Origin of the sequence: Gordonia sp. DT218 (assembly GCF_049847105.1) — a bacterium.
Classification (GTDB): Bacteria; Actinomycetota; Actinomycetes; order Mycobacteriales; family Mycobacteriaceae; genus Gordonia.
Window position 1 is genome coordinate 585,678 of the sequence record NZ_JBNCNS010000003.1, and the last position, 19,673, is coordinate 605,350.

A 19,673-nucleotide genomic window follows, 5' to 3' on the forward strand; every position below is an offset into this window, starting at 1 on the left:
GGTGTCAGGCGTCGTCGGCATCGGACCCGTTGGGGCCCCGCGTGCGGCGGTCGAGATCGATGAGAAAATCGGGATCGTCGTCGGGCCCGACCGGACCGATCGGCCGGGTGGGACGGTCGTCGTGATCTTCGCGATCGGCGAGTTGGGGGCCAAAGGCGCGCCACAGCAGGAAACCGATCGCTGCAATGCCGATCAAAGCGAACAGAAACGTCATGGCAACCTCCCGTGTACAAGCGTACGTGAGGTTGCCATGGGGCGGGGCGGACCCCGCCGGTCAACAAGATCAGTGAGTGCGGCGGTTCAGCAACTCGACGACGTCGGCCTCACGGAAGCGACGGTGACCGCCCGGCGTGCGGATCGATCCCAGCAGGCCGGAGCTGGCCCAGCGGGCCACGGTCTTCGGGTTGACGTTGAACATGGACGCAACCTGGCCGGGCGTCAGGGTGTGCTGACTCGCAAGACCTGGGGTGATGATGCCGGGGGTGGCTGAGTCGATGACAGTCATGTGTGTGTTCCTCTTCTCTCGCCTGCAACGATGAACCTGCAACGATGAAATACGTGGGGTCTGGTTCATGGATACACGCCGGATGCCCGGGTACTCGAACGGTCAGCAATTGGTAAAGAGAGTGCAAAACCGACATTCCAGACGCCCGGTTCGTCGCAATTGGGCGAAAATGCGCGACCTCACGGGCAGTACCCTTGACACCGTGAGTGAAGACAAGGCAGTGGACACGAGTACCGACCGCGAGGCGACCGCAGGCAGCGTTGCGCTGTCGCTGGCGCTTTACACCCTCGCGCGGCTGGCGCTGGTCGTCGTGGTGGCCGCGATCATCATCGGTGGCGGCGCGATCGCCGGCGTCCAGGTGCCGCTGTTGGTGGCCGCCGTGTTCGGTGTCCTGATCGCCCTGCCGCTGGGCATGGTCCTGTTCAAGTCGCTGCGTCTGCGGGTGAACCGACAGATCGCGGCGGTCGACGACGCCCGTCGGCGACGACACGACGATCTGCAATCCCGCCTGCGCGGCCAGGCCGACTGAGTCGGAATGAAGCCGACCAGGATCGTCGACCATCGGGGCGACCGCACGTGGTCGGAGAACGCGGTACGTCTGATCGAGGCGGACGGCCGTCGCAGTGCGGACACCCACCTGCATCGCGTGCTGTTGCCGGACTGGTCCAGGTGGACCGCCGACGACGGCAGTGACGTCGGCGTCGACCTCTATCTCAAGGACGAGAGCACCCACCCGACCGGTTCGCTCAAACACCGACTGGCCCGCTCGCTGTTCCTCTATGCACTCTGCAACGGCTGGGTGCGAGAGGGCACCACCGTCATCGAGGCGTCGTCCGGGTCGACCGCGGTCAGTGAGGCCTACTTCGCGAAACTGATCGGCGTCCCGTTCATCGCGGTGATGGCGTCGAGTACGTCGCCGTCGAAGACCGCGCTCATCGAGCGGGAGGGCGGTCGTTGCCACTTCGTGGAACGCGCTGGTGATGTGTATGCCGAGGCACTCCGGCTCGAAGCCGAACTGAACGGACATTTCATCGATCAGTTCACGATGGCCGAGCGGGCGACCGACTGGCGCGGCAACAACAACATCGCCGAATCGATCTTTGCGCAGCTGGCCGACGAGGATCATCCGATCCCGACCTGGATCGTGGTCGGGGCGGGAACGGGTGGCACGTCGGCCACCCTCGGTCGCTACGTGCGCTACCGGCGACACCCCACCTGGCTCGCCGTGGTGGACCCGGAGAACTCCGTCTTCCTGCCGGCCTACGACTCCGCCGACGGCACGCTCACCTCCGAGGTGGGTTCGCGCATCGAGGGCATCGGCCGCCCGCGCGTGGAGCCGTCGTTCGTCTCCCAGGTCATCGACCGGATAATCGGCGTTCCCGACGACGCGTCCATCGCGACCGCCCGTTGCATCAGCGACCGGCTCGGTCGACGCGTCGGCGCCTCGACCGGGACCAACCTGTGGGGTGCCCTGCAGATCGTCGCCGACATGGTGGCGCAGCGGCAGTCCGGCAGTGTGGTCAGCCTGCTCTGCGATTCCGGGGACCGCTACGGCAACACCTATTTCGACGACGAGTGGCTCGGCGAGCACGGATTCGATCTGACCGAGGCGACCGCGGTGCTCGACGAGTTCTTCGCATCCGGAATGTGGACGGCCGCGGTCTCCTAACCGCGCGACCCGTCGCTGCGGAGCGAGCTTGCGAGCGTGCCCCTTTGTTCCCTGAGGAGCGAGCTTGCGAGCGTCTCGAAGGGTCGCACTTAGGGTTACCTCATCGCCGTGGGATAGCATTCGCGTGTGGGCGATCTCGAGGGTGAACCGCTGGTCAAGGCTGTTGGTCTGGTGCGTGAGTACCAGATGGGGGATCAGCTGGTGCGGGCGTTGGACGGTGTGGACCTGGCTCTCGACGGTGGGCAATTCGCGTCGATTGTGGGCCCGTCGGGTGCGGGAAAGAGCACTCTGCTGCATGTGCTGGGCGCCTTGGACTCTCCGACGTCGGGCACGATCTCGATCGACGGGGTCGATCTGGGTTCGCTCGACGACGAGCAGGCCTCGGCGTTCCGGCGCCATCGGGTCGGTTTCGTGTTCCAGTTCTTCAATCTGGTGCCGACGATGTCGGCCTGGGAGAACGTGGCGTTGCCGCGGTTGCTGGACAGTCAGTCGTTGCGCAAGGCCAAGCCGCGGGCGGTCGAACTCCTGGAGCGGGTGGGGCTCGGCGATCGTGTCGATCACCGGCCGTCGGAGCTGTCGGGTGGGCAGATGCAGCGGGTGGCGATTGCCCGGTCGTTGATCATGGACCCGACGATCCTGCTGGCCGATGAGCCGACCGGGAACCTCGATTCAACGACGGGCGATTCGGTGCTGGCGTTGCTCTCGGAGGTGGCGCATGACACGGCGGACCGTCTGGTGGTGATGGTGACCCATGATCCGCATGCCGCGGATGTCGCCGACACCACGATCACGGTGCGCGACGGGAAGATCGCGTGAATGCTCGACCGGTGAGGACGGCAGCGGGCCGGTCGGCGAATCCGCTCCGTTCGATCGCGTCCGGGTTGTCGCGGATCCGGGTGCTGAACCTTCGCGAGATCCGCACCCACCGGCTCCGGGTCGTCACGTCGCTGCTGGTGGTGATCGTCGCGTCGGCGCTGCTGATCTCGGTACTCGGCCTGTACGGGTCACTGACCGAGTCGGTGCGCCAGGTGAATGCGGCCATCACGGGGACCGCCCAGGTGGAGGTTGCGTCGATCGCGGATTCGGGCATCGACGAAGGACTGGCCGGCGAGATCCGCGGAGATGTGCCCGAGGCGAAGTCGGTGGTGCCGCTCATCCGTGACTCGGTGGTGATCGACAACCGCAAAACCGCCCTGCTGGGTTCGGACTTCCGGGTCACCGCGCTGTCCGGCGAACTGCGGCAGGCGGTTTCGGCGCAGCAGTCCGCGGGTTTCAGGCAGCAGGACCTCGAGAACGGCATCGTGGTCGGCGCGGGGACCGGATTGCACAAAGATCAGCAACTGACCGTCAACGGTGTTCCGGTGCGGGTCATCTCGGTGGTCGAGGGCGACCAGGCAGCGGTGCTCAACAAGGGCAACTTCATCTTCGCCTATCTGAGCCTCGCGCAGCGACTGGCGTCGCGGGCCGACAAGGTGGACTCGATCCTCATCGTCGCGAAACCGGGAGCCGACATCCCGGCCCTGAAGTCGGACGTCTCCCGAGTCGTCGACGGCCGCGCCGTCGTCGTGGACCCGGATTTCCGCGCGAAGCAGGCCGAGGTGGCCAGTTCGGTCACCCGTGACGCCACCCTCCTCGTCTCGCTCATCTCGCTGGTCATCGCAGGCTTCTTGGTCTTCAACACCATGAACATGGCCGTGGCGTCGCGCCGGCAGTCGCTCGCGATGATGCGTGCGCTCGGCGCGCGGCGCGGACATCTCGTCGGTGACCTGCTCGGCGAGTCGGCGCTGTTCGGATTTGTCGGCGGACTGATCGGGGTACCGATCGGCATCCTCGCCGGACGATGGGCGATCGGCAGGATTCCCGAGGCCGAGTCGGATACGTTGGCGACCGCCGTGAGCTATCACCTGCCCGGGTACGCGCCGGTGATCGCGATCGTCGCATGCGTCGTGGCCTGTGTGGCGGCGACGTCGCTGGCCGCGCGGTCGGTGTTCGCGGTGTCCCCTGTGGAGGCGATGATCGCGGGTGAGGTCGCCGACAACTCGACGAAACCCGGACGTGCCGTGTGGATCTCCGGTGTTGTCGGGGTTGCGTTGCTGGTGGCGTCGTGGTTCGTCGCGACCACCGTGCCCGGCCGTCCCGCCATTCTCGCCGGGGCCGTCTACGCCGTCGGAGGATTGCTGGTCTGCTACGCGCTGACCAAGCAACTTGTCGCGCTGGTCGTGATGTTGACGCGCCGGTTCCGCGGGCCGGGGCAGCTTGCGGCGGTGAACACCGAACGCGCACCGCGGCGTGCCTGGGCCACCCTGATGACCGTCGCGGTCGCCGTGGCAGTCGGCATGGGCACCTCGGGTGCGCTCGACAATCTGGTCGGGTCGATATCGAATTCGCTTGACGGGCTGGCGGACCCCGACTTCTACCTGTCCTCCGACCCCGGCGGCGGCCTGCCGACCGGGCCGCCGATGTCGTCGGAGATCGAGTCCCAGGTGGCGAAGGTGCCGGGCGTGACGAAGGTCGTCGGCGCCCAATGGGCGAGCCTCAACATCGGCGAGGCAGCGGTATACGTGCAGGGACTCGAGCCGGGATCGTTGGCGCCCTTTGTGAAGAAGGCGAGTCCGGAAGCGCTGCAGCGGGTTCTGGCCGGCGACGGCATCCTGCTGTCGAACGTGCTGGCCCGGACTCTGGACGCGCACGCGGGCGACACCCTGCGGCTGGCCACCCCGAGCGGCTACCGCGACATCCAGGTAATCGAGACCGTCAACTACATCTCGATGGGCTCGGGTACCGCGGCGATGTCGAACTCGGTGCTCTCCGACTGGTTCGACCGGCCCTATGACACGTACCTTCAGGTCTCCACCGACCCGAACGCCGACCAGGCCCAGATCCGGGAGCGGCTCGATGCGATCGCGACGGCGAACCCGTCGGCCGGCGGACAGGCCGTTACCGTGGAGTCCGGCGCGGAGGCCTTGTCGGCCGCCCAGGAGCAGGCCCAACAGGCCGGTGCGTTCACCATCGCCATCCAATGGATCGTGGCGCTCGCGGCCGCGGTCGCACTGCTGAACACCTTGCTGCTCTCCGTGATCGAGCGTCGACGCGAACTCGGGGTGCTGCGCGCGATGGGCGCATCTCGCCGGTTCATCTCGCGGATGGTGGTGGCCGAGGCGGCCGGCATCGCGCTGATCGGCTCGGTCACCGGGCTGGTGCTGGGCAGTGCGCTGCATTTCCTCTCCGACAAGATCCTCTCCGCGACAACCTCGATCGAGATCGCGTACTCGCCCCGTCCGTCGACGCTGCTGTTCGTCGGGATCGCCTGTGTGCTCTGTATCGGCGGTGCGCTGGTGCCGGCCATGCGGGCGTCCCGGATGAACATCAGTGAGTCGATTCTGACCGAATAGTCGGCGCGAGCGACCTGAGCATCACCTCAGCCGGGCGTTGGCCACATAGTGTGCTCAAGGGTTCGCTGAGGTGATCCTGGTGTCAGTCTTCTTCGTGCCTCGCCGTAGATGGCGACCCTCGCGCACGATCGCGAGCACCTGGCCTTCCGCGTCCGCCCACCCGGTGGTGACTGCCGCGTAGGTGAAACGCATTGTGAGATAACCATCTTCGGCTGCCCGGCGATCGCGTCGCCGGTCTTCCTCGTACTGTTCCGCGGTCCGGTGATATTCCTCGCTGTCGATCTCGATGATCAACCGATCTCCGACGAGGAGGTCGACCCGGCCGATGCCCTCGATCTGCACCTGAACGCGCACAGAGATTCGTCGTGACCGTAGCCGACAGCGGACCATCGACTCGGTGCCGGACTGCGCATGGCCGTCGCAGACGTCGAGCAGTCGGCGCTTGGCGAGCGGGGCGGATGCCATTTCCGTCCGGATCTCGTCGATGGTCATCAGTTCCTTGTTGAGGATCGAATCACAGACCGCGACCAATTCTTCGCCATCGACGCACTTGGCGGCATGACGCAGCGCAGTCGGAACATCGTCGACCGCGCTGCGCAGCGGCCCCGGACGCCCGTACTGCCGGCAGAGCGCGTTGGCTTTCCGGTAGGCATCCGAGTTCCCGCGTTTGTGCACTTTCGTCGCCGTACCCGGAACCCAGACGCCGTGATAGCGCAGCGCGGTCAGGCAGCTCACGACGTGCCCCCGACGGACCACCTCGCACACGATCTGGTCGGCGGCCTTGTCCGCATACCGATCCCGCCCCAGGCGGATGAGATCACCCGTCTTGCATTGGCGCCGAATCTCTTTGCGTGTCAGTCCGGTGGCGATCAACTCTGCGTAGCTGTACACGCCGATGTACTTCATGCCGATGAGTATCACCTGGAGAGGTGCCGACCGACCGTGCCCGTGACGCATCTGTGGACAACCGGCGCTCATGGAACCCCGACGATGTGCACTGCGTCGTATCTCCAGACATGCCCCATCGGCGTTGCGCCGATCCGCTTCGAAGGAGGTCGACGATGGCATCGGATCGGCGATACCCGACAACTGCCGGCTTCGGTATCCGGCCCGACGAGATCGCGCGGGCGGCGGATGCGTGGCGTGCTCAGTCGGTGGTGATCCGAGACGTTGATGTCGCAGCGCTGGAGCGTGTTTCGGGACCGTCGAGCCGGGTAACGTCGGCTTTGCGGGCCGCGGCGTCGGCGGCCCGGAACGCGACTGCCGCGGTCGCCGACCGGCTGGAGGCAATGGGCATGATCCTGCATCGCCTGCGGATCGACTCGGACATCGAGGACCGGGCGGCCGCGACATCTTTCACCGACCTCTCCGGACGCTGATGCGTCCGACGATTTCCGAATTGCGCCACTGGAACACCCACCGGTTCACTGAGGCAGGAGTATCCGCCGAGACCGGCGCGGCAACCCTCGATGGCGCGATGGATGCGGTGATCCGCGCACTCGACGCGACGTCGGGTTGGCGTGGCGAGAGCCGTTGTGCGGCGGACCTGACCGTGGCTCGGGAACGCGGTCACGTGAACGAGATCCGCAACATCCTGAACCAGATCGCCGACCAGGCCGAGGATGCCGGCGCCGATCTGACGTATGCGCGCGAACGCGTGCTCCGACAGGTCGACGCCGCGCTCGCGGGCGGATTCGTCGTCACCGATCTCGGCGGGGTCGCGCACGCCGATACGTCGAAAGAGGCTGACGCCCAGAAGCTCGAGGTGGCGATCATCGCGGCGCTCGACTCGGTCTGCCAACTCGACGACGACCACGGCTCGCGCCTGGGTGCGCTCGCCGACGACCTCGCCGCGATGCGGTATGGCCACCCGGATGTCCGGCTCCTCGACGGAGACACTGTGAATCCCGACGAGGTGGTAGCGATGTTGCGGGGCATGACGGCGGTCCAGCGCCGAGAACTGTGGTCCCGCATGGCCGTCGATGACCGACGCCGGGTCATGCATGCCGATCCTCAGACCATCGGCAATCTCGACGGTGTCGACTTCGACTCCCGCGCAGACGCCAACGAGATCAACGTCCGGAACGCGCTGATCGAGGAGCGGCAGGCCAGCCGGGCCGCGGGTCCGCGTGCAGCTGTGCTCGAGGAGTTCTCGCATCGGAGCCCCGACGGAACCGCGGAACGCCGGTTCATCGCCTTCGACAACACCGCCGACGGGCGGTTCGTCGAGATGGTCGGCGGAATCGGATCGGGCACCCGCAACGCCACCGTCTATGTCCCGGGGACCAATTCCTCGATGAATCGGAGCGCGGAGACCTACCGTGTTGCGACGGATCTCGCGCAACGGACCGGCGGGCCGGTATTCGTCTACCTCGACGGTGACCTGCCGCAGAAGGTCGGCTTCGAGGGGTTGCCCGACGCACTCGGCAGGGGAGCGGTTGCCGGGCTTCTCGGTATCGGATCCGGCCTGGCGGAGTCGATCGACGACTCCGCAGTCGAGACCGGTTTCGCCCGGGCCATGGCTCCGCGTCTTGTCGGATTCGGGACGGCTCTCGACGCCGAGCTCGCGCAGTACGCGCCGGAGGCGAAGACGACGTTCATCGGCTTCTCCTACGGCGGCTCGGTCGTCGGATCGGCCGAACAGCTGGGGCTGCGCGCCGACCGGGTCGTCTACGCGTCGTCGGCGGGTACCGGCGTGTTCGACGGTCCGTGGCGCAACCCGAACCCCGACGTCGAGCGATATTCGCTGACCGCCCCGGGTGACCCGATCCAGTACGTCCAGTCGGTGCCCGGCAACCCACACGGTTCCGACCCCGACACCGCGGCCGGGGTGGTCCGGCTGGACACCGGATTCACCGGGCCCGACGCGAATGGGCACCGCGCCCTGCTCGAGGGCGCGAGCTCACACGGTGCCTACTGGCACGACCCGGACTCCGACGCGTTCCGGAACGTCGTCCGGGTCATCACCGGCGACGACCCCACTCCATACGTCGAGCGCGCGCCCGATCGGCCCACCGATCCGTACGCCGAGGGGCTGCTCCACATCGTGGTCGAAGGCGGCAAGCAGATCATCACGGACGGTCTCGGTCCGCTCGGGGATCTGATCGACGGCGACATCGACCTGCCGGGTCCTATCCCGGACATCCCCCTGCGTCTGCCCTGGTGAGTCGCTCGGGGCGGCCTACGGAAACCTGACTGTCAATAATTCTTGACAACCGGATGATGTCAACATAACCTGACACCATGCACGACGAACAGAATCCGACCGATACGGCACATGACGACGCCACTGGCGCCGGCCTCGCGGGTGACGCCGCGAGCAGCGACCCCGCCCGGGGGCTGGCCGCGGTACGGGCGCTGCGGACCCTGGCTGACCGTCTCGAGGACGTCCAGGTCGCCAATGCCCGTGCCAACGGATGGAGCTGGCAGTCGATCGCAGAAGTTCTGCAGATCAGCCGCCAAGCCGTGCACCAGAAACATTCACAACGTGAGGCCCGCGGCAGTGGGTCAGAAGGAGACATCAACAATGTTTGAACGATTCAACCGTGATGACAGAATGCTGCTGGCTTTCGCCATGCAGGAGGCCGGCGATCTTGGTCACCGGCAACTCGGCAACGATCACCTCATCCTGGGCATGCTCTGCAACGCCCGGAGTCCGCTGTTCACGCTGCTCGGCGAGCAGGGCCTGACCCTGGCGACGGCACGCGAGGCGGCGCAGAAGTATCACGCCGAGCACGACGACACCGCCGAGGCCACCGACGCCGGCGTCGAAGAATCGGCGAAGCAACGCTACGAAGAGGACCGAGATGCCCTGCGCAGCATCGGCATCGACCTCGACAAGGTGCGCGAGGCCGTCCGCGGCCGATTCGGCGAAGACGTATCCGAGGGCTGGGCCGAGCGCCCGGACCGCGGATACGGCCGACGCGGCCGCGGCGGTCCAGAGGGTCGCGGACGGGGCCGGGGGCACCGGCACGGACATGGCCCGCATCGGGGTCGTGGACCTCGCCCGGAGGGTTTCGGTCCCGAGGGTTTCGGCCCCGGTGGATTCGGGCCAGGCTTCGGACCCGGCGGACCGGGCTTCGGTCCGGAAGGCTTCGGCCGCGGGGGATTCGGTCCGGGACCCTTCGGTCCGGGTGGACCGTTCGCCGACGACGAGGGTCCTTGGGAGCCGGGACGCGGACGACGCGGACCGCGTGGCCGTGGGTCGCGCCCCCGCTTCGCCGCCGAGACTCGGGAGGTGTTCGGGAAGGCCGTGGAACTCGCGCGTGAGCGTGGCGACTCGCGGCTGCGTCCCGAGTACCTGCTGATCGGCATCATCGACGCCGGCGACGACGCATCGCGTGCCGTCATCGAGTCGGCGACCAGTGCCGACGATCTCAAGGCCGCCGTGCTGGCGAGCCTGCCGGAGGTCAATGCCGGCGTGTGACGCCGGTGTGATGCTAGGGGTGTGATACCCGGCGGCACAATATGATCGGCCGGTCGACCTCGTGATCGAGGGCGGCCGGCCGATCTCTGTCGGTACGGGGTCAACGCGATGGCGCCGTACAGTGAGATCAACAGCAGTGACCAGTTGATCGCAGCGATCAGGACGGAACTCAGCAGGTAATTGGCCGTCAGTCTCGGGGACGTCGCAACGCTTGTCGGCCGCGACCATCTGCGAATACCGGTGATTCCGAATATGTTGTCGTGCAAGAGATGTGGTCCGATTGTTGCGAGCCGGGGGTATTGCGGTTGCCGTTGGCGCCGCCCGCGGGGCGCGACGTGATCACGCGCTTCGGTATCGCCTGATCGGCCTGAGTGGTCCCGCCCTGTGACCGCTTGGGGGGCCGGCTTGTCCGTATGCGTCATTCGAACTAATGTTCGATGGGTGAGCATGAAGTGGATCGGCGGCGACAGCGGCCAACCACGACGACCGGTGTACTTCCCGGTCGGCCACAAGGCGGTGCTCGTCGATCTGAACGCGCTGTATCCGCAGACCCCGCACTACTCCGGCGAGTACTTTCCGGATGGTCTGCAGATCCGGTCGGTGCACCTCGGTGTGCTCACCGCATGGGCGCGTTCGGAGTGGGGCGAGTGGTACGGCAAGGTCACTTACACGATCACCGCCAAGGACCGGCAGGAGAAGGTGACGCACTGGGTGCCGGGCTGGGCCTTGCGGCCCGCGGAGGCGACTCCTCCGCATGGGCGGAGATCAGGCGGGTCTCCGGCCGGCTAACCGATCATCAGGCCGACCGCAGTCAGCACCGCCCATGCGAGCATGGCCTGTCCGGTGCCGCCGAGCGCCGGGATCAGCCCGGGGCCGAGGGCGCCGGCCCGCACGGGTTTGTAGGCGAACCACACCAGTGGAGCGGCGAGCAATCCGAGCAGTGCCCAGGGTGTCGCGGCGATGAGTGCCAGGCTCACCACCAGCGGTACGGCGAGGAGTACGCCGAAGAAGATGCGGGTCTTCTTGTCGCCCAGGCGGACCGCGAGGGTCACCTTGCCGGATTCGGTGTCGCTGGGGATGTCGCGCAGGTTGTTGACCACCAGCACGGCCGACGAGATGGAGCCGATCGCGATCGCACACAGCAGGCCGACCCAATCGACCGTGTCACTGACCACGTACTGCGTGCCGAGCACTGCTACCAGCCCGAAGAAGACGAACACGGCGATCTCGCCGAGCCCGATGTACCCGTACGGTTTGTTGCCGCCGGTGTAGAACCAGGCGCCGGCGATGCAGATCGCGCCCACCACCACCAGCCACCAGGCGGTGCTGACGGCCAGCGCCAAGCCGCATATCGCGCCGACCGCGAAGCAGGCGAACGCAGCGCGCTTCACCGCACCGGGCGACGCGGCGCCGGAGCCGACCAGTCGCATCGGGCCCACGCGATCGTCGTCGGTGCCACGGATTCCGTCGGAGTAATCGTTGGCGAAGTTCACGCCGATGATGAAGGCGACCGCGACCAGGAGGGCGAGTACTGCCTTCCACCAGACAACGTCGCCGAGGTCGCGGACCGCTCCGACGCCGACGACGACCGGCGCGATCGCGTTGGGCAGCGTGCGCGGACGCGCGCCTTCTAACCACTGCTTCGGGGTTGCCACGAGGTCGATCCTGCCACGCAGGAACTGCTGCGCACTCGGCGCCCGGTCGAGCCCATCGACGACACGGGCTGAACTGTTATCGGGCGCATCCGAGAATGGCAGCCTTGGCGAGCCCGCCGTATTGGTAGGCATATTGGTACGCCCACTTGAAGACAGATCGCGAATAGTCGCGCGGAACGCTGCGCATGATCACCTGTCCGTCGAAACATTGTCCGAAGATGTACCGGGCGCGCACCAGGTGATAGCGCCAGCTGATCACGATCACCGATCGCCAGCCACGCTCCTTCGCCAGGCGTTGGATGAACGTGGCCTCGCCCTGCGTCGTCGATGGATTCGGTGCGAAGCAGATGACCTCTATGTCGGGGGTGCCTGCATTGCAGACGCGGTCCATGATCTGTTTGTCGAGGAGTGGGTAAGGGCGGTACGGATCGGAGATCACGACGGTGTTCGCGTATCCCTCGTGCGCCAATCGGAGTCCGTAATCCTCCCGGCCGTCGTGCTCGCCGCCGAGGACGACGATGGCATCCGCAGGTCGCAATTCGTTCTGGTGCTCTCTGTTGAATAGCTGATAGCCGAGCCCAGCGAGGGTAACCGCGACGATGAGCAGCACACAGGCAGCGATGGCGGCAATGGATCTGAGTCGAGATCGCCTAACCGCCATTCCTGAATTGTGCACGGCTCGAGTACGAGTGGTTGATCGTGGTCCGGCAGATCACACGGGGCGAGTCACGAGCCATTCGCTCAGCGAGACCTGCGCCGCGTTCGCCGCTCGCGCGCCCACCGCTGCCCGGTCCGAGTCTCGGTCTGCCAGAGCGCCCATCCCGCGATGGCGAAACCGACGACCGCCAGCACATCCCCTTCGGTCACTCCGTGGCGGGCGCTGATCACGAACAGCGTCCGACCCTCCAGCGGTCCGTTGAACACGATCCACGCACCGGCCACCACGATGAGCACCGCGGCCGACCATCGTCCCGGACGGGCCAGGCACCATGCGCCGCTGGTGAACAGCAGCCCGAGGAGGACAAGCGCGTGGAACGGATCGATCGATCGCATCCCACCAGTATCCAGTGACCGCGGTGGGCAGTCGCATTTACCGGGCCAGGTCGAGGTCGTCTGGTGTGAGGATTTCGACTGTGATTCCGTCGTGTACGAGTCGGGTGAAGCGCATGGGTCCGGCGTATCGGTAGTCGGGTGGGGCCACTTCTTTTGGGCGCGTGGGGGTGTCACCTGAGAGTCCGTGGTTTCGCAGGTGGTGTCGGAGGGTGTCGGCGATGTGGTTGCGCCGGTTGATGCGTGGCGGGTTGGGTGGTCCGGTGCCGTTGGTGTTGCGGGTCCAGGCGGGGCGGCCGGCGTCGGGTCCGTCGGCGACGATGTGGGTGGTGAATTGTCCGGGTTTGTGTCCGACCATGCGGTTGTGGGTGGGACACGCGGCGGCGAGGGCGTCGATGTCGGTGCGGCCGCCTTCGGCCCAGTCTTGTTCGGCGTGGTGGATGTCGGTGTGGCTGAACGGCATGTCGCAGTCGGGGTGGGTGCAGTGGGCGCCGTCGCGGGCGAAGAGCGCGAACCGTTGGGCTTGGTTGGCGAATCGTTTCGCGGTGCCCAGGTGCAGGATTTCGCGGGTGTGGTCGGCGAACACGGCCAGGTGTAGGTCGGCGTGGGCGGCGAGTTCGACGATGTCGGCGATGGGCAGGGAGGCGCCGGTGGTGGTGTGGCCGAGGCCGGCCCGTTCGCGCAGTTCACTTTCGGTGATCGCGATGATCAGGTGTGGGGGTAGTCCGCGGTGGCTGGCGCCGAGTCCACCGCTTGTCAGGATGTAGTCGAGCAGGGCGCGTAACGCGTCGTGGTTGCGTTGTTCGGGGGTGCGGGCATCGCGGGTGACGGCGGCGGCGAGGGCGTCGGGGTCGGCGTGTTCGCGTTGTCCGGTGGGTGATTGCTTGTCGTCGGGGTTGTTCATGCCGGGGGCGGCCCAGGCGGCGAGGACGACGTCGAACATGGCGCGGGTGGTCGGGTCCAGGGTGGCGGTCAGGCGGCTGAGCTGTTGGGCGTCTTGTTTGCTCAGCAGTAGGCGGCGTTGGCGGGCGCGGTCACGCTGGTCGGTCACGGTGCCGTCGGGGTCGAGGTGGCCCAGGATGCGGGCGCCGAGGTCGGTCAGTGTTTTTGGGGAGAAGTCGCGAGCGAAGTAGGCCAGACTGGCCTCGGCCGCCTCCACCAGCTCGGGTGCCACCGCGGCCGGGATGCGTGCCATGGCGTTCACGATGGTTTGGACGTGGTCGGGTCCGATGGCGCCTTCGGCCAGGGCGGCGGCGGTCTGCGGGTGGCGTGGTGCCAGTAATTCGCCTTGTAGGTTGTACATCTGCGAGACCGCGGCCATTTGTTCTTTGCGGTGGCGCAGGTCGCCGATGCGCAGCTTTTCGGCCATGAAGTTGTGCAGTGAGCGGTAGCCGGCGGTGGTGTGGGCGTCGCGGTCGCAGACATCCATGACTCGGCGGTGTCCGATCGAACTCATCCGCCGGGCGGCGCGTTCGTGTTCGACGGCCACCGCCACCAGATCGGCGGGCGAGGCGCTGGTGGTGTCGACGCCGGCGATGCGGTCGAGCAGGTGATGGAACTCGCGGTAGAGCTCCACCACATTCTCACCGGCGGGCAGATCCCCGACCGAAGCCGCGGCGGCCGTGGCCAATTCGGCCTGCCGCTCGAGCAGTTCGTCATGACTGCGCGGATGATGTTGCTGAAACATGCCCTGCGGCAACCACTGGCCGGCCACCGCCGCCACATCCACGTCCTCACCACCGTCATCGGTGGCCACATGATCAGGGTCGGACTCGCTCATGCGGCGGACCCCCCGATCCAATTAGTTCGAACGTATGTTCGAAGTCTAACAGAGCCGAAACTGTCTGCGCAAGCCCTTTCGTCGAGGCAATCGGCGTCGATCAGTGAGACGAAATTTCTTCGAAGGGCGGATCGTTGAGAGGCTGGCGACCGTTCTGTCCGACTGAAGAAACCGCAGTCAATGGTTTCGTCGCAGAACTCCTCCGCGGTTTCAATGCGCACGACCCCGACGTGTTCACGGCAGTGATGACCGAGGACGTCGTCTTCGAGAACAGTGGTTCGGCGGCCCCTCTTTCACCCGCACGCGCCGCGCGGCAGCTTTGCCTGGACTGCAGTGGGAACCCACACCGGCTCACTCGATCCGCCGGGCCTGGCTGCCACGGGCAAAGACGTCGAGTTCGACGTCCGGGAGATCATCGAGTTCCGGGACGGGCTCGCAAGTCATTTCCGCGTCGTGATGGACATGACCGAGTTCGCTCGACAGATCGGAGCGTTCCCGGCTCGGGGTAGCCGAGGGGAGCGGGCGATGGCGCGGATGCCGCGGTTCCAGATGAAGGTGGCGCGGCGCCGCTGATTGTCCGTTATTGTCCGGCCGGCAAACCGAACGCCGCCAGTACCGTCGTGCTCCACAACTGCTGCCCCCGCGCATTCGGGTTGGCCGCGTCGCGCATCACCGCCGCGAGACCCGCAGTGCTGCTGGGGAATGCGGAGTAGACGTCGATCACCTGAATGCCGTCAGCCGACATAGCGGATGCATAGTCTGAGAGTTGGCGCGACACATCCGACCCCTGCCGAGGCCCCTGCTTGATCACCGCGATCTGGGCGTTCGGGTATTTACTGCGTACTTCGGTGATCAACGGCTGGATCTGTGCGGCGAGCGGTTTGCCCGCGTCCTGGCCCGGCCCAAAATTGAGCAGCACCAGATCGGGCGTCACTTGGGATGGGATCATCTCGTCGAGATTCTGCGCCGTATACGCCACGCTCTTACCCGGCGCGCTGGCATTCCAGAAACCGATCGCGGCGTTGGTGCCGTTGCCGACTCCGACGACGGGACCGTACGCGTCGGCGGAAGTGTTCCAGAGTCGTGTGGCGACCGGCCGGTCGAGATTCTGGCTGATCGACGTGGCGAGGGCGGGTGTCCAACCCTTTCGGTCCGCGCCGGTCGAGTCGCCGAGCAGGACCAGAGTCTTCGGAGTACTCGGGTTGGCCTTCGCGTCGTCGATGAAGCCGGCCGTTGCCGGAGTCGAGGCCGGCGACATGCTTGTCGGGTCGGTATGCGCCGCCGTCGACGAGACCGGAGCTGTCCGATTACCGGAAATGATGAGACCGACGACGAGGACGACGATGCACACGACCATCACAATCCATGCCCAGAGGGGCGCCGATCCGGCGATACGCTTCAACACAGTGGACATCCGAGTGGCTTTCCGATCTTCCTGACGTGTGCGATCGACTCGCAACACCGCTCCGCGCAATGGCTGGTCAAGTACCAACGTCGATCACTGTAACCGCATCGACAGTCGGCGGTCGCGGGATACCCCCGGGCCCGCAACGATAGTCGACGTTCCTGCCGCACCTTCTGATCCTGGCCGCAGGATCGGCTCCAAGCCGGAAACCGGAGGTGCGGCCAGAACGAGGAGTTGGGTAACGTCGCCACGCCGCTCGCCGATCACTGGGTGGGGAATGCCAAGGAACAAGGGTGAAGAAGTGAACGCGCAACCGAAGTCGGGAATCTCGCGCAACAGTCGGACGGCGATCGTAGCCGGTGTCGCAGTGTTGGCCGGTGTCGTCGTGATCGGCACGGCCTGTGGGCCGGGTGAGTCGGAACCGGTCTCCACAGCGTCGTCAACGTCCGTCACCAGCAGAACCACCACGACGCCGTCGAGCGAGCCGACATTGCGGCCTGTCGCCGCCGCCGGGGCAACCACGGTGTCGGCCAACTCCGCCGACGGCTCGCTTGCGAAACTGGAGACGCTGGCCGTGAAGGGCCGTGCCCCGAAGACGGGCTACTCCCGCGAACAATTCGGACAGGCGTGGACCGACGACGTCTCGGTGGCCGGCGGACACAACGGCTGCGATACCCGCAACGACATCCTGCGTCGCGACTTGACGGCCATCACCTTCAAGTCGGGTTCCAATGGCTGCGCGGTGCAAACCGGCACGTTGAATGACCCGTACACCGGGAAGACCATTTCGTTCGTCCGGGGAATCAAGACGTCGTCGGCAGTGCAGATCGATCACCTCGTTGCTTTGTCGGACGCGTGGCAGAAGGGCGCCCAGCAGCTGAGTGCGATCGAGCGTCGCAATCTCGCCAACGATCCGCGCAACCTGCAGGCCGCCGACGGACCGGCGAATCAGCAGAAGAGCGACGGCGACGCGGCGACGTGGCTCCCGTCCAACAAGTCATATCGCTGTACCTACGTATCCCGGCAGATCGACGTGAAGGTGCTGTATCGCCTATGGGTGACGCAAGCGGAGAAGGACGCGATGGCGCGGATTTTGTCCGGCTGCGGCGGCACTCCGATCGCGACCACCACCCCGGCACCGGAACCATCAGAGACCGCGACGAGGACAGCGACACCCGCGCCCGCCTATACGCCGCCGCCGACCACCACCCAGCCGGTGTACGTGGCGCCTCCGCCCGCGGCGGATGACGGCGGCAGCACCTACTACCGGAACTGCTCCGCGGTGCGGGCGGCGGGAGCTGCGCCGATTCTCGCAGGCCAGCCCGGCTATCGGTCCGGTTTGGATCGTGACGGTGACGGCGTCGCCTGCGAGTAGGGGACGCCACCGCATCTGTGGACGGTCTGATCTGAGGCCCCGCACAAGGAACACCTGTCAGAGCCGTCGACCACGTATGTCGTCCAACGGCCCGCTGAGGTGATGTCCATGTCAACGACAGCGGTGACCACGCCGCAACCGGATTGACGATCCACGTCATCACCGTGTCGTCGGGACCGGGCTACCCGATCGGAGTGAAAGCCAAGATCGGATTCGTGCGATCGCCGGCCCAGGACTCGTATTTGGCATACCCGGGCATAGTCTGCTTGACGTTGTCCCACAGGCGGTCGCGTTCGGTGCCTGTCACCTGCTCACCGCGGAATGTCGCGTCGACTCCGCCCGCGTAGATCTGCACGACCGGATTCGCTTTGACGTTGTGATACCACGCCGGGTGGCAGGGGCCGCCGTAGTTGGAGGCGATCAGGATGACCCGATCGGCGTCGGTGAAGTAGATCAGTGGCGTGGTTCGCTCGATTCCCGATTTGGCTCCGGTATGCGTCAACAGAACGAACCGCGGCCACGGACCGATCGAGCTCAGGTGACCGCGGGTGAGTCGGATGAGGGTCGGATCAACACGCGGCGAAATGGTTCGGAGGAACCACTGCCCGGCCGGCGTGAAACCGAACTGCCCAGTGCGACGTTGGACGGCGTTGGCGCGGTCGAGTCGTTGATTCGGAATGGGCATCTCTCGCTCCTGACGTCTTGTCGTCCGCGTCACCGCGATTCCGGAGCTCGACGAGCGTCAGGAAACCGGGAAGCAGACGATGGTGATGCACACCGTCTTCGGCGCGTCAGGGATCGGGAAGATCGGAACCAAGGGGACCGGAAGGAGTGGAACCGGCAGAAGGGGTACCGGAAGGTTTGGTACGTAGATGGTGGCTGCGTCGTGAGGCACGGTCACGGGGGCCGCTGATGGTGCCGCAGTTGCGATCGGCGCCAGGGACATCGACGCGGCTGCACCGACGGCGATGCCTGCGGCGACTCTTCGGATTCGGGTGGTCATGGTTGCTCTCCTCGGGAGATGTTCGCGATTGACATCAGACCACTGATTGTTGGTTGTGCAACGCCCTCAACAAATCCGACTGGACATTTCGTTGCAGACACTAAGTAATCGGGTCACTGGCCCGCATAATGCAAACCTGCCTTCCGAGCGCGGCGCCGAGTCGATTTTCTCACATGTGGGCGATGATATCGAGAGACATTGATTCGACTGGCTGACACCACGCCAGTTCTATGTGAGTGCATCGGTTGCTGTCGGTGGCTCTCACCTTGGGGCGAGTCTGGCGTCGATCCGAATAAGACAGCGCGCTAACGAGATTGACGACAAGTAGGGGCAAGGTGCTCGGGCGCGGACGGATCGCCAGACAGCGAGAGCCGCGCCAGGTTCACAGTCCTGCACGTCTGCCAAATGGTACTGACTCTCTCTCCAGTGAATATTCAGAAATCGATATTGACAGAATTCGACAGACCCGAATGATCTGTCCATCACACGACCGAGCCAGTAAACTGTTTCGCCAGCCGAGTTGCTAATCCGAGGCGCCGGAACCGACAGGCCCGGGGGCCTGCACAGCGCACCATTCTCATCCACGAGGAGAACGATCGTGAACGAGAAGCAAGTCTCACGAGTCCAGGTGCCAGACGCACTCGAGTCGCGGCCAAGCTCGAACGAATCAGCAACGACGGACTCGCCGACGACTGAATCTCGCTGTACGCGCCCGATGCCGCCGCGCAATTGATTCTCGATCGCTCCCTCGAGCTCTTGGACGGCATCGATGCCGTTCGACCGGCCGTCATCGAAACGACCACCAGATGTTCGGCTACCTCGCCGTCTATCCGAGCTCGTCGCTCATCGCCCGGGCGCGCGTGGCACTGGCGTCACCTGGGCTCACCGTGGGTGTCATTCGGCATCGCTTGTCGTCGCGCGGTCGGCGGTGAATCGGGGCCGGGTCGACGGAATGCCGCCATGTACGGCTCGGGCCCGGTGAGTAAGGAGAAGGTTCCGAAGCCAAGAAGTCGCTCGGACTCACCCGGCCGCGGGGCCACTGAAGGGAAGTCGAACGTGTCCGGAAGGTGTAGCCACGATCCGGCGACGGGCAGGAGGAAGTACTACGACGTCCCGGGAGTGGATTGCGCGACGTGCCGGCACGGGGGCCGCCCGACGAACGTTGAAGCTGGAACTCGCAGAGCGCCGCGCGCCGGAGCGACACCTCCTCGATCGACCCGCAGTCGAACCCGACCGCGCGGAAAACCCATCCCGCCTGCGAACGATCAGCGACTGGTGAGTCGGTCTAGCGGAGCGCGTGAGCACAGGGGAGGGATGCACCCCATTGGCGCCGGCGTCTAGCGCACGAACAGACTATTCCTCGTTCTGGAAGCGGAATAGAATTCACTACATCTGATGATTAGCAAAGCGAAA

21 protein-coding genes are annotated in these 19,673 nt (G+C 65.9%); 11 read left to right on the forward strand and 10 right to left on the reverse strand.

The features are described from left to right. Nucleotides 1–4 precede the first annotated feature (4 nt). The gene (locus ACPXCG_RS14265; protein ID WP_425792608.1) at nt 5–214 is read right to left on the reverse strand and encodes a hypothetical protein; all 210 of its coding nucleotides are present in this window, start codon (nt 212–214) and stop codon (nt 5–7) included. 69 nt (nt 215–283) lie between these two features. Further along, nucleotides 284–505 (reverse strand): BldC family transcriptional regulator, encoded by a 222-nt coding sequence (locus ACPXCG_RS14270; protein WP_161061864.1) that lies wholly within the window; start codon nt 503–505, stop codon nt 284–286. A gap of 202 nt (nt 506–707) precedes the next feature. Between ACPXCG_RS14270 and ACPXCG_RS14275 the strand changes: the two genes are divergently transcribed. The 4 genes from ACPXCG_RS14275 to ACPXCG_RS14290 all read left to right on the forward strand — a co-directional run bounded on the left by ACPXCG_RS14275 (nt 708) and on the right by ACPXCG_RS14290 (nt 5,566). Further along, entirely contained in the window at nt 708–1,034 is a 327-nt protein-coding gene (locus ACPXCG_RS14275) for a DUF4229 domain-containing protein (protein ID WP_267630177.1), read from the forward strand. Nucleotides 1,035–1,040: 6 nt separating this feature from the next. Beyond that, nucleotides 1,041–2,174 carry a PLP-dependent cysteine synthase family protein gene (locus ACPXCG_RS14280; protein ID WP_425792609.1) on the forward strand — a complete coding sequence of 378 codons (1,134 nt, stop codon included), beginning with the start codon at nt 1,041–1,043 and terminating at the stop codon, nt 2,172–2,174. A 186-nt stretch (nt 2,175–2,360) separates the two neighbouring features. Beyond that, the gene (locus ACPXCG_RS14285; RefSeq protein ID WP_425792839.1) at nt 2,361–2,990 is read left to right on the forward strand and encodes an ABC transporter ATP-binding protein; all 630 of its coding nucleotides are present in this window, start codon (nt 2,361–2,363) and stop codon (nt 2,988–2,990) included. Nucleotides 2,991–3,001: 11 nt separating this feature from the next. Beyond that, nucleotides 3,002–5,566, forward strand: coding sequence for an FtsX-like permease family protein (locus tag ACPXCG_RS14290; protein WP_425792610.1), 2,565 nt, complete (start codon nt 3,002–3,004; stop codon nt 5,564–5,566). Nucleotides 5,567–5,620: 54 nt separating this feature from the next. On the opposite strand, the gene ACPXCG_RS14295 is transcribed toward ACPXCG_RS14290, so the two are convergent. Further along, nucleotides 5,621–6,472 carry a hypothetical protein gene (locus ACPXCG_RS14295; protein WP_425792611.1) on the reverse strand — a complete coding sequence of 284 codons (852 nt, stop codon included), beginning with the start codon at nt 6,470–6,472 and terminating at the stop codon, nt 5,621–5,623. Nucleotides 6,473–6,627: 155 nt separating this feature from the next. Between ACPXCG_RS14295 and ACPXCG_RS14300 the strand changes: the two genes are divergently transcribed. The 5 genes from ACPXCG_RS14300 to ACPXCG_RS14320 all read left to right on the forward strand — a co-directional run bounded on the left by ACPXCG_RS14300 (nt 6,628) and on the right by ACPXCG_RS14320 (nt 10,781). Then, nucleotides 6,628–6,945: a hypothetical protein gene (locus ACPXCG_RS14300; RefSeq protein WP_425792612.1), complete on the forward strand. Its 318-nt coding sequence runs from the start codon at nt 6,628–6,630 to the stop codon at nt 6,943–6,945. Next, nucleotides 6,945–8,732: an alpha/beta hydrolase gene (locus ACPXCG_RS14305; RefSeq protein WP_425792613.1), complete on the forward strand. Its 1,788-nt coding sequence runs from the start codon at nt 6,945–6,947 to the stop codon at nt 8,730–8,732. The genes ACPXCG_RS14300 and ACPXCG_RS14305 overlap by 1 nt, the downstream gene beginning before the upstream one ends. Nucleotides 8,733–8,809: 77 nt before the next feature. Continuing rightward, nucleotides 8,810–9,100, forward strand: a complete 291-nt coding sequence (locus ACPXCG_RS14310; RefSeq protein WP_425792614.1) for a helix-turn-helix domain-containing protein — start codon at nt 8,810–8,812, stop codon at nt 9,098–9,100. Continuing rightward, nucleotides 9,093–9,992, forward strand: a complete 900-nt coding sequence (locus tag ACPXCG_RS14315) for a Clp protease N-terminal domain-containing protein (protein ID WP_425792615.1) — start codon at nt 9,093–9,095, stop codon at nt 9,990–9,992. The genes ACPXCG_RS14310 and ACPXCG_RS14315 overlap by 8 nt, the downstream gene beginning before the upstream one ends. Nucleotides 9,993–10,439: 447 nt before the next feature. Further along, nucleotides 10,440–10,781: a hypothetical protein gene (locus ACPXCG_RS14320; RefSeq protein ID WP_425792840.1), complete on the forward strand. Its 342-nt coding sequence runs from the start codon at nt 10,440–10,442 to the stop codon at nt 10,779–10,781. On the opposite strand, the gene ACPXCG_RS14325 is transcribed toward ACPXCG_RS14320, so the two are convergent. The 4 genes from ACPXCG_RS14325 to ACPXCG_RS14340 all read right to left on the reverse strand — a co-directional run bounded on the left by ACPXCG_RS14325 (nt 10,778) and on the right by ACPXCG_RS14340 (nt 14,477). Beyond that, a complete protein-coding gene (locus ACPXCG_RS14325) occupies nt 10,778–11,647 on the reverse strand; it encodes a 1,4-dihydroxy-2-naphthoate polyprenyltransferase (RefSeq protein WP_425792616.1) in 870 nt (289 codons plus the stop codon). The two genes, ACPXCG_RS14320 and ACPXCG_RS14325, sit on opposite strands and share 4 nt — an antisense overlap. A gap of 76 nt (nt 11,648–11,723) precedes the next feature. Continuing rightward, complete coding sequence (locus ACPXCG_RS14330) at nt 11,724–12,308, reverse strand: YdcF family protein (RefSeq protein WP_425792617.1); 585 nt, start codon at nt 12,306–12,308, stop codon at nt 11,724–11,726. Between the two features lie 80 nt (nt 12,309–12,388). After that, nucleotides 12,389–12,700, reverse strand: a complete 312-nt coding sequence (locus ACPXCG_RS14335) for a hypothetical protein (RefSeq protein ID WP_425792618.1) — start codon at nt 12,698–12,700, stop codon at nt 12,389–12,391. Between the two features lie 37 nt (nt 12,701–12,737). Further along, nucleotides 12,738–14,477 carry a DUF222 domain-containing protein gene (locus tag ACPXCG_RS14340; protein WP_425792619.1) on the reverse strand — a complete coding sequence of 580 codons (1,740 nt, stop codon included), beginning with the start codon at nt 14,475–14,477 and terminating at the stop codon, nt 12,738–12,740. A gap of 333 nt (nt 14,478–14,810) precedes the next feature. Between ACPXCG_RS14340 and ACPXCG_RS14345 the strand changes: the two genes are divergently transcribed. After that, nucleotides 14,811–15,050 carry a hypothetical protein gene (locus ACPXCG_RS14345; protein WP_425792620.1) on the forward strand — a complete coding sequence of 80 codons (240 nt, stop codon included), beginning with the start codon at nt 14,811–14,813 and terminating at the stop codon, nt 15,048–15,050. A 7-nt stretch (nt 15,051–15,057) separates the two neighbouring features. Here ACPXCG_RS14345 and ACPXCG_RS14350 read toward each other — a convergent pair whose 3' ends face one another. Further along, on the reverse strand, nt 15,058–15,891 hold the full coding sequence (locus ACPXCG_RS14350) for an SGNH/GDSL hydrolase family protein (protein ID WP_425792621.1): 834 nt from the start codon (nt 15,889–15,891) through the stop codon (nt 15,058–15,060). A 268-nt stretch (nt 15,892–16,159) separates the two neighbouring features. On the opposite strand from ACPXCG_RS14350, the gene ACPXCG_RS14355 reads away from it, so the two are divergent. Further along, complete coding sequence (locus ACPXCG_RS14355; RefSeq protein WP_425792622.1) at nt 16,160–17,257, forward strand: GmrSD restriction endonuclease domain-containing protein; 1,098 nt, start codon at nt 16,160–16,162, stop codon at nt 17,255–17,257. A 181-nt stretch (nt 17,258–17,438) separates the two neighbouring features. On the opposite strand, the gene ACPXCG_RS14360 is transcribed toward ACPXCG_RS14355, so the two are convergent. Continuing rightward, on the reverse strand, nt 17,439–17,942 hold the full coding sequence (locus tag ACPXCG_RS14360) for a nitroreductase family deazaflavin-dependent oxidoreductase (protein WP_425792623.1): 504 nt from the start codon (nt 17,940–17,942) through the stop codon (nt 17,439–17,441). A 57-nt stretch (nt 17,943–17,999) separates the two neighbouring features. Next, nucleotides 18,000–18,260: a hypothetical protein gene (locus ACPXCG_RS14365; RefSeq protein WP_425792624.1), complete on the reverse strand. Its 261-nt coding sequence runs from the start codon at nt 18,258–18,260 to the stop codon at nt 18,000–18,002. Nucleotides 18,261–19,673: the final 1,413 nt, after the last annotated feature.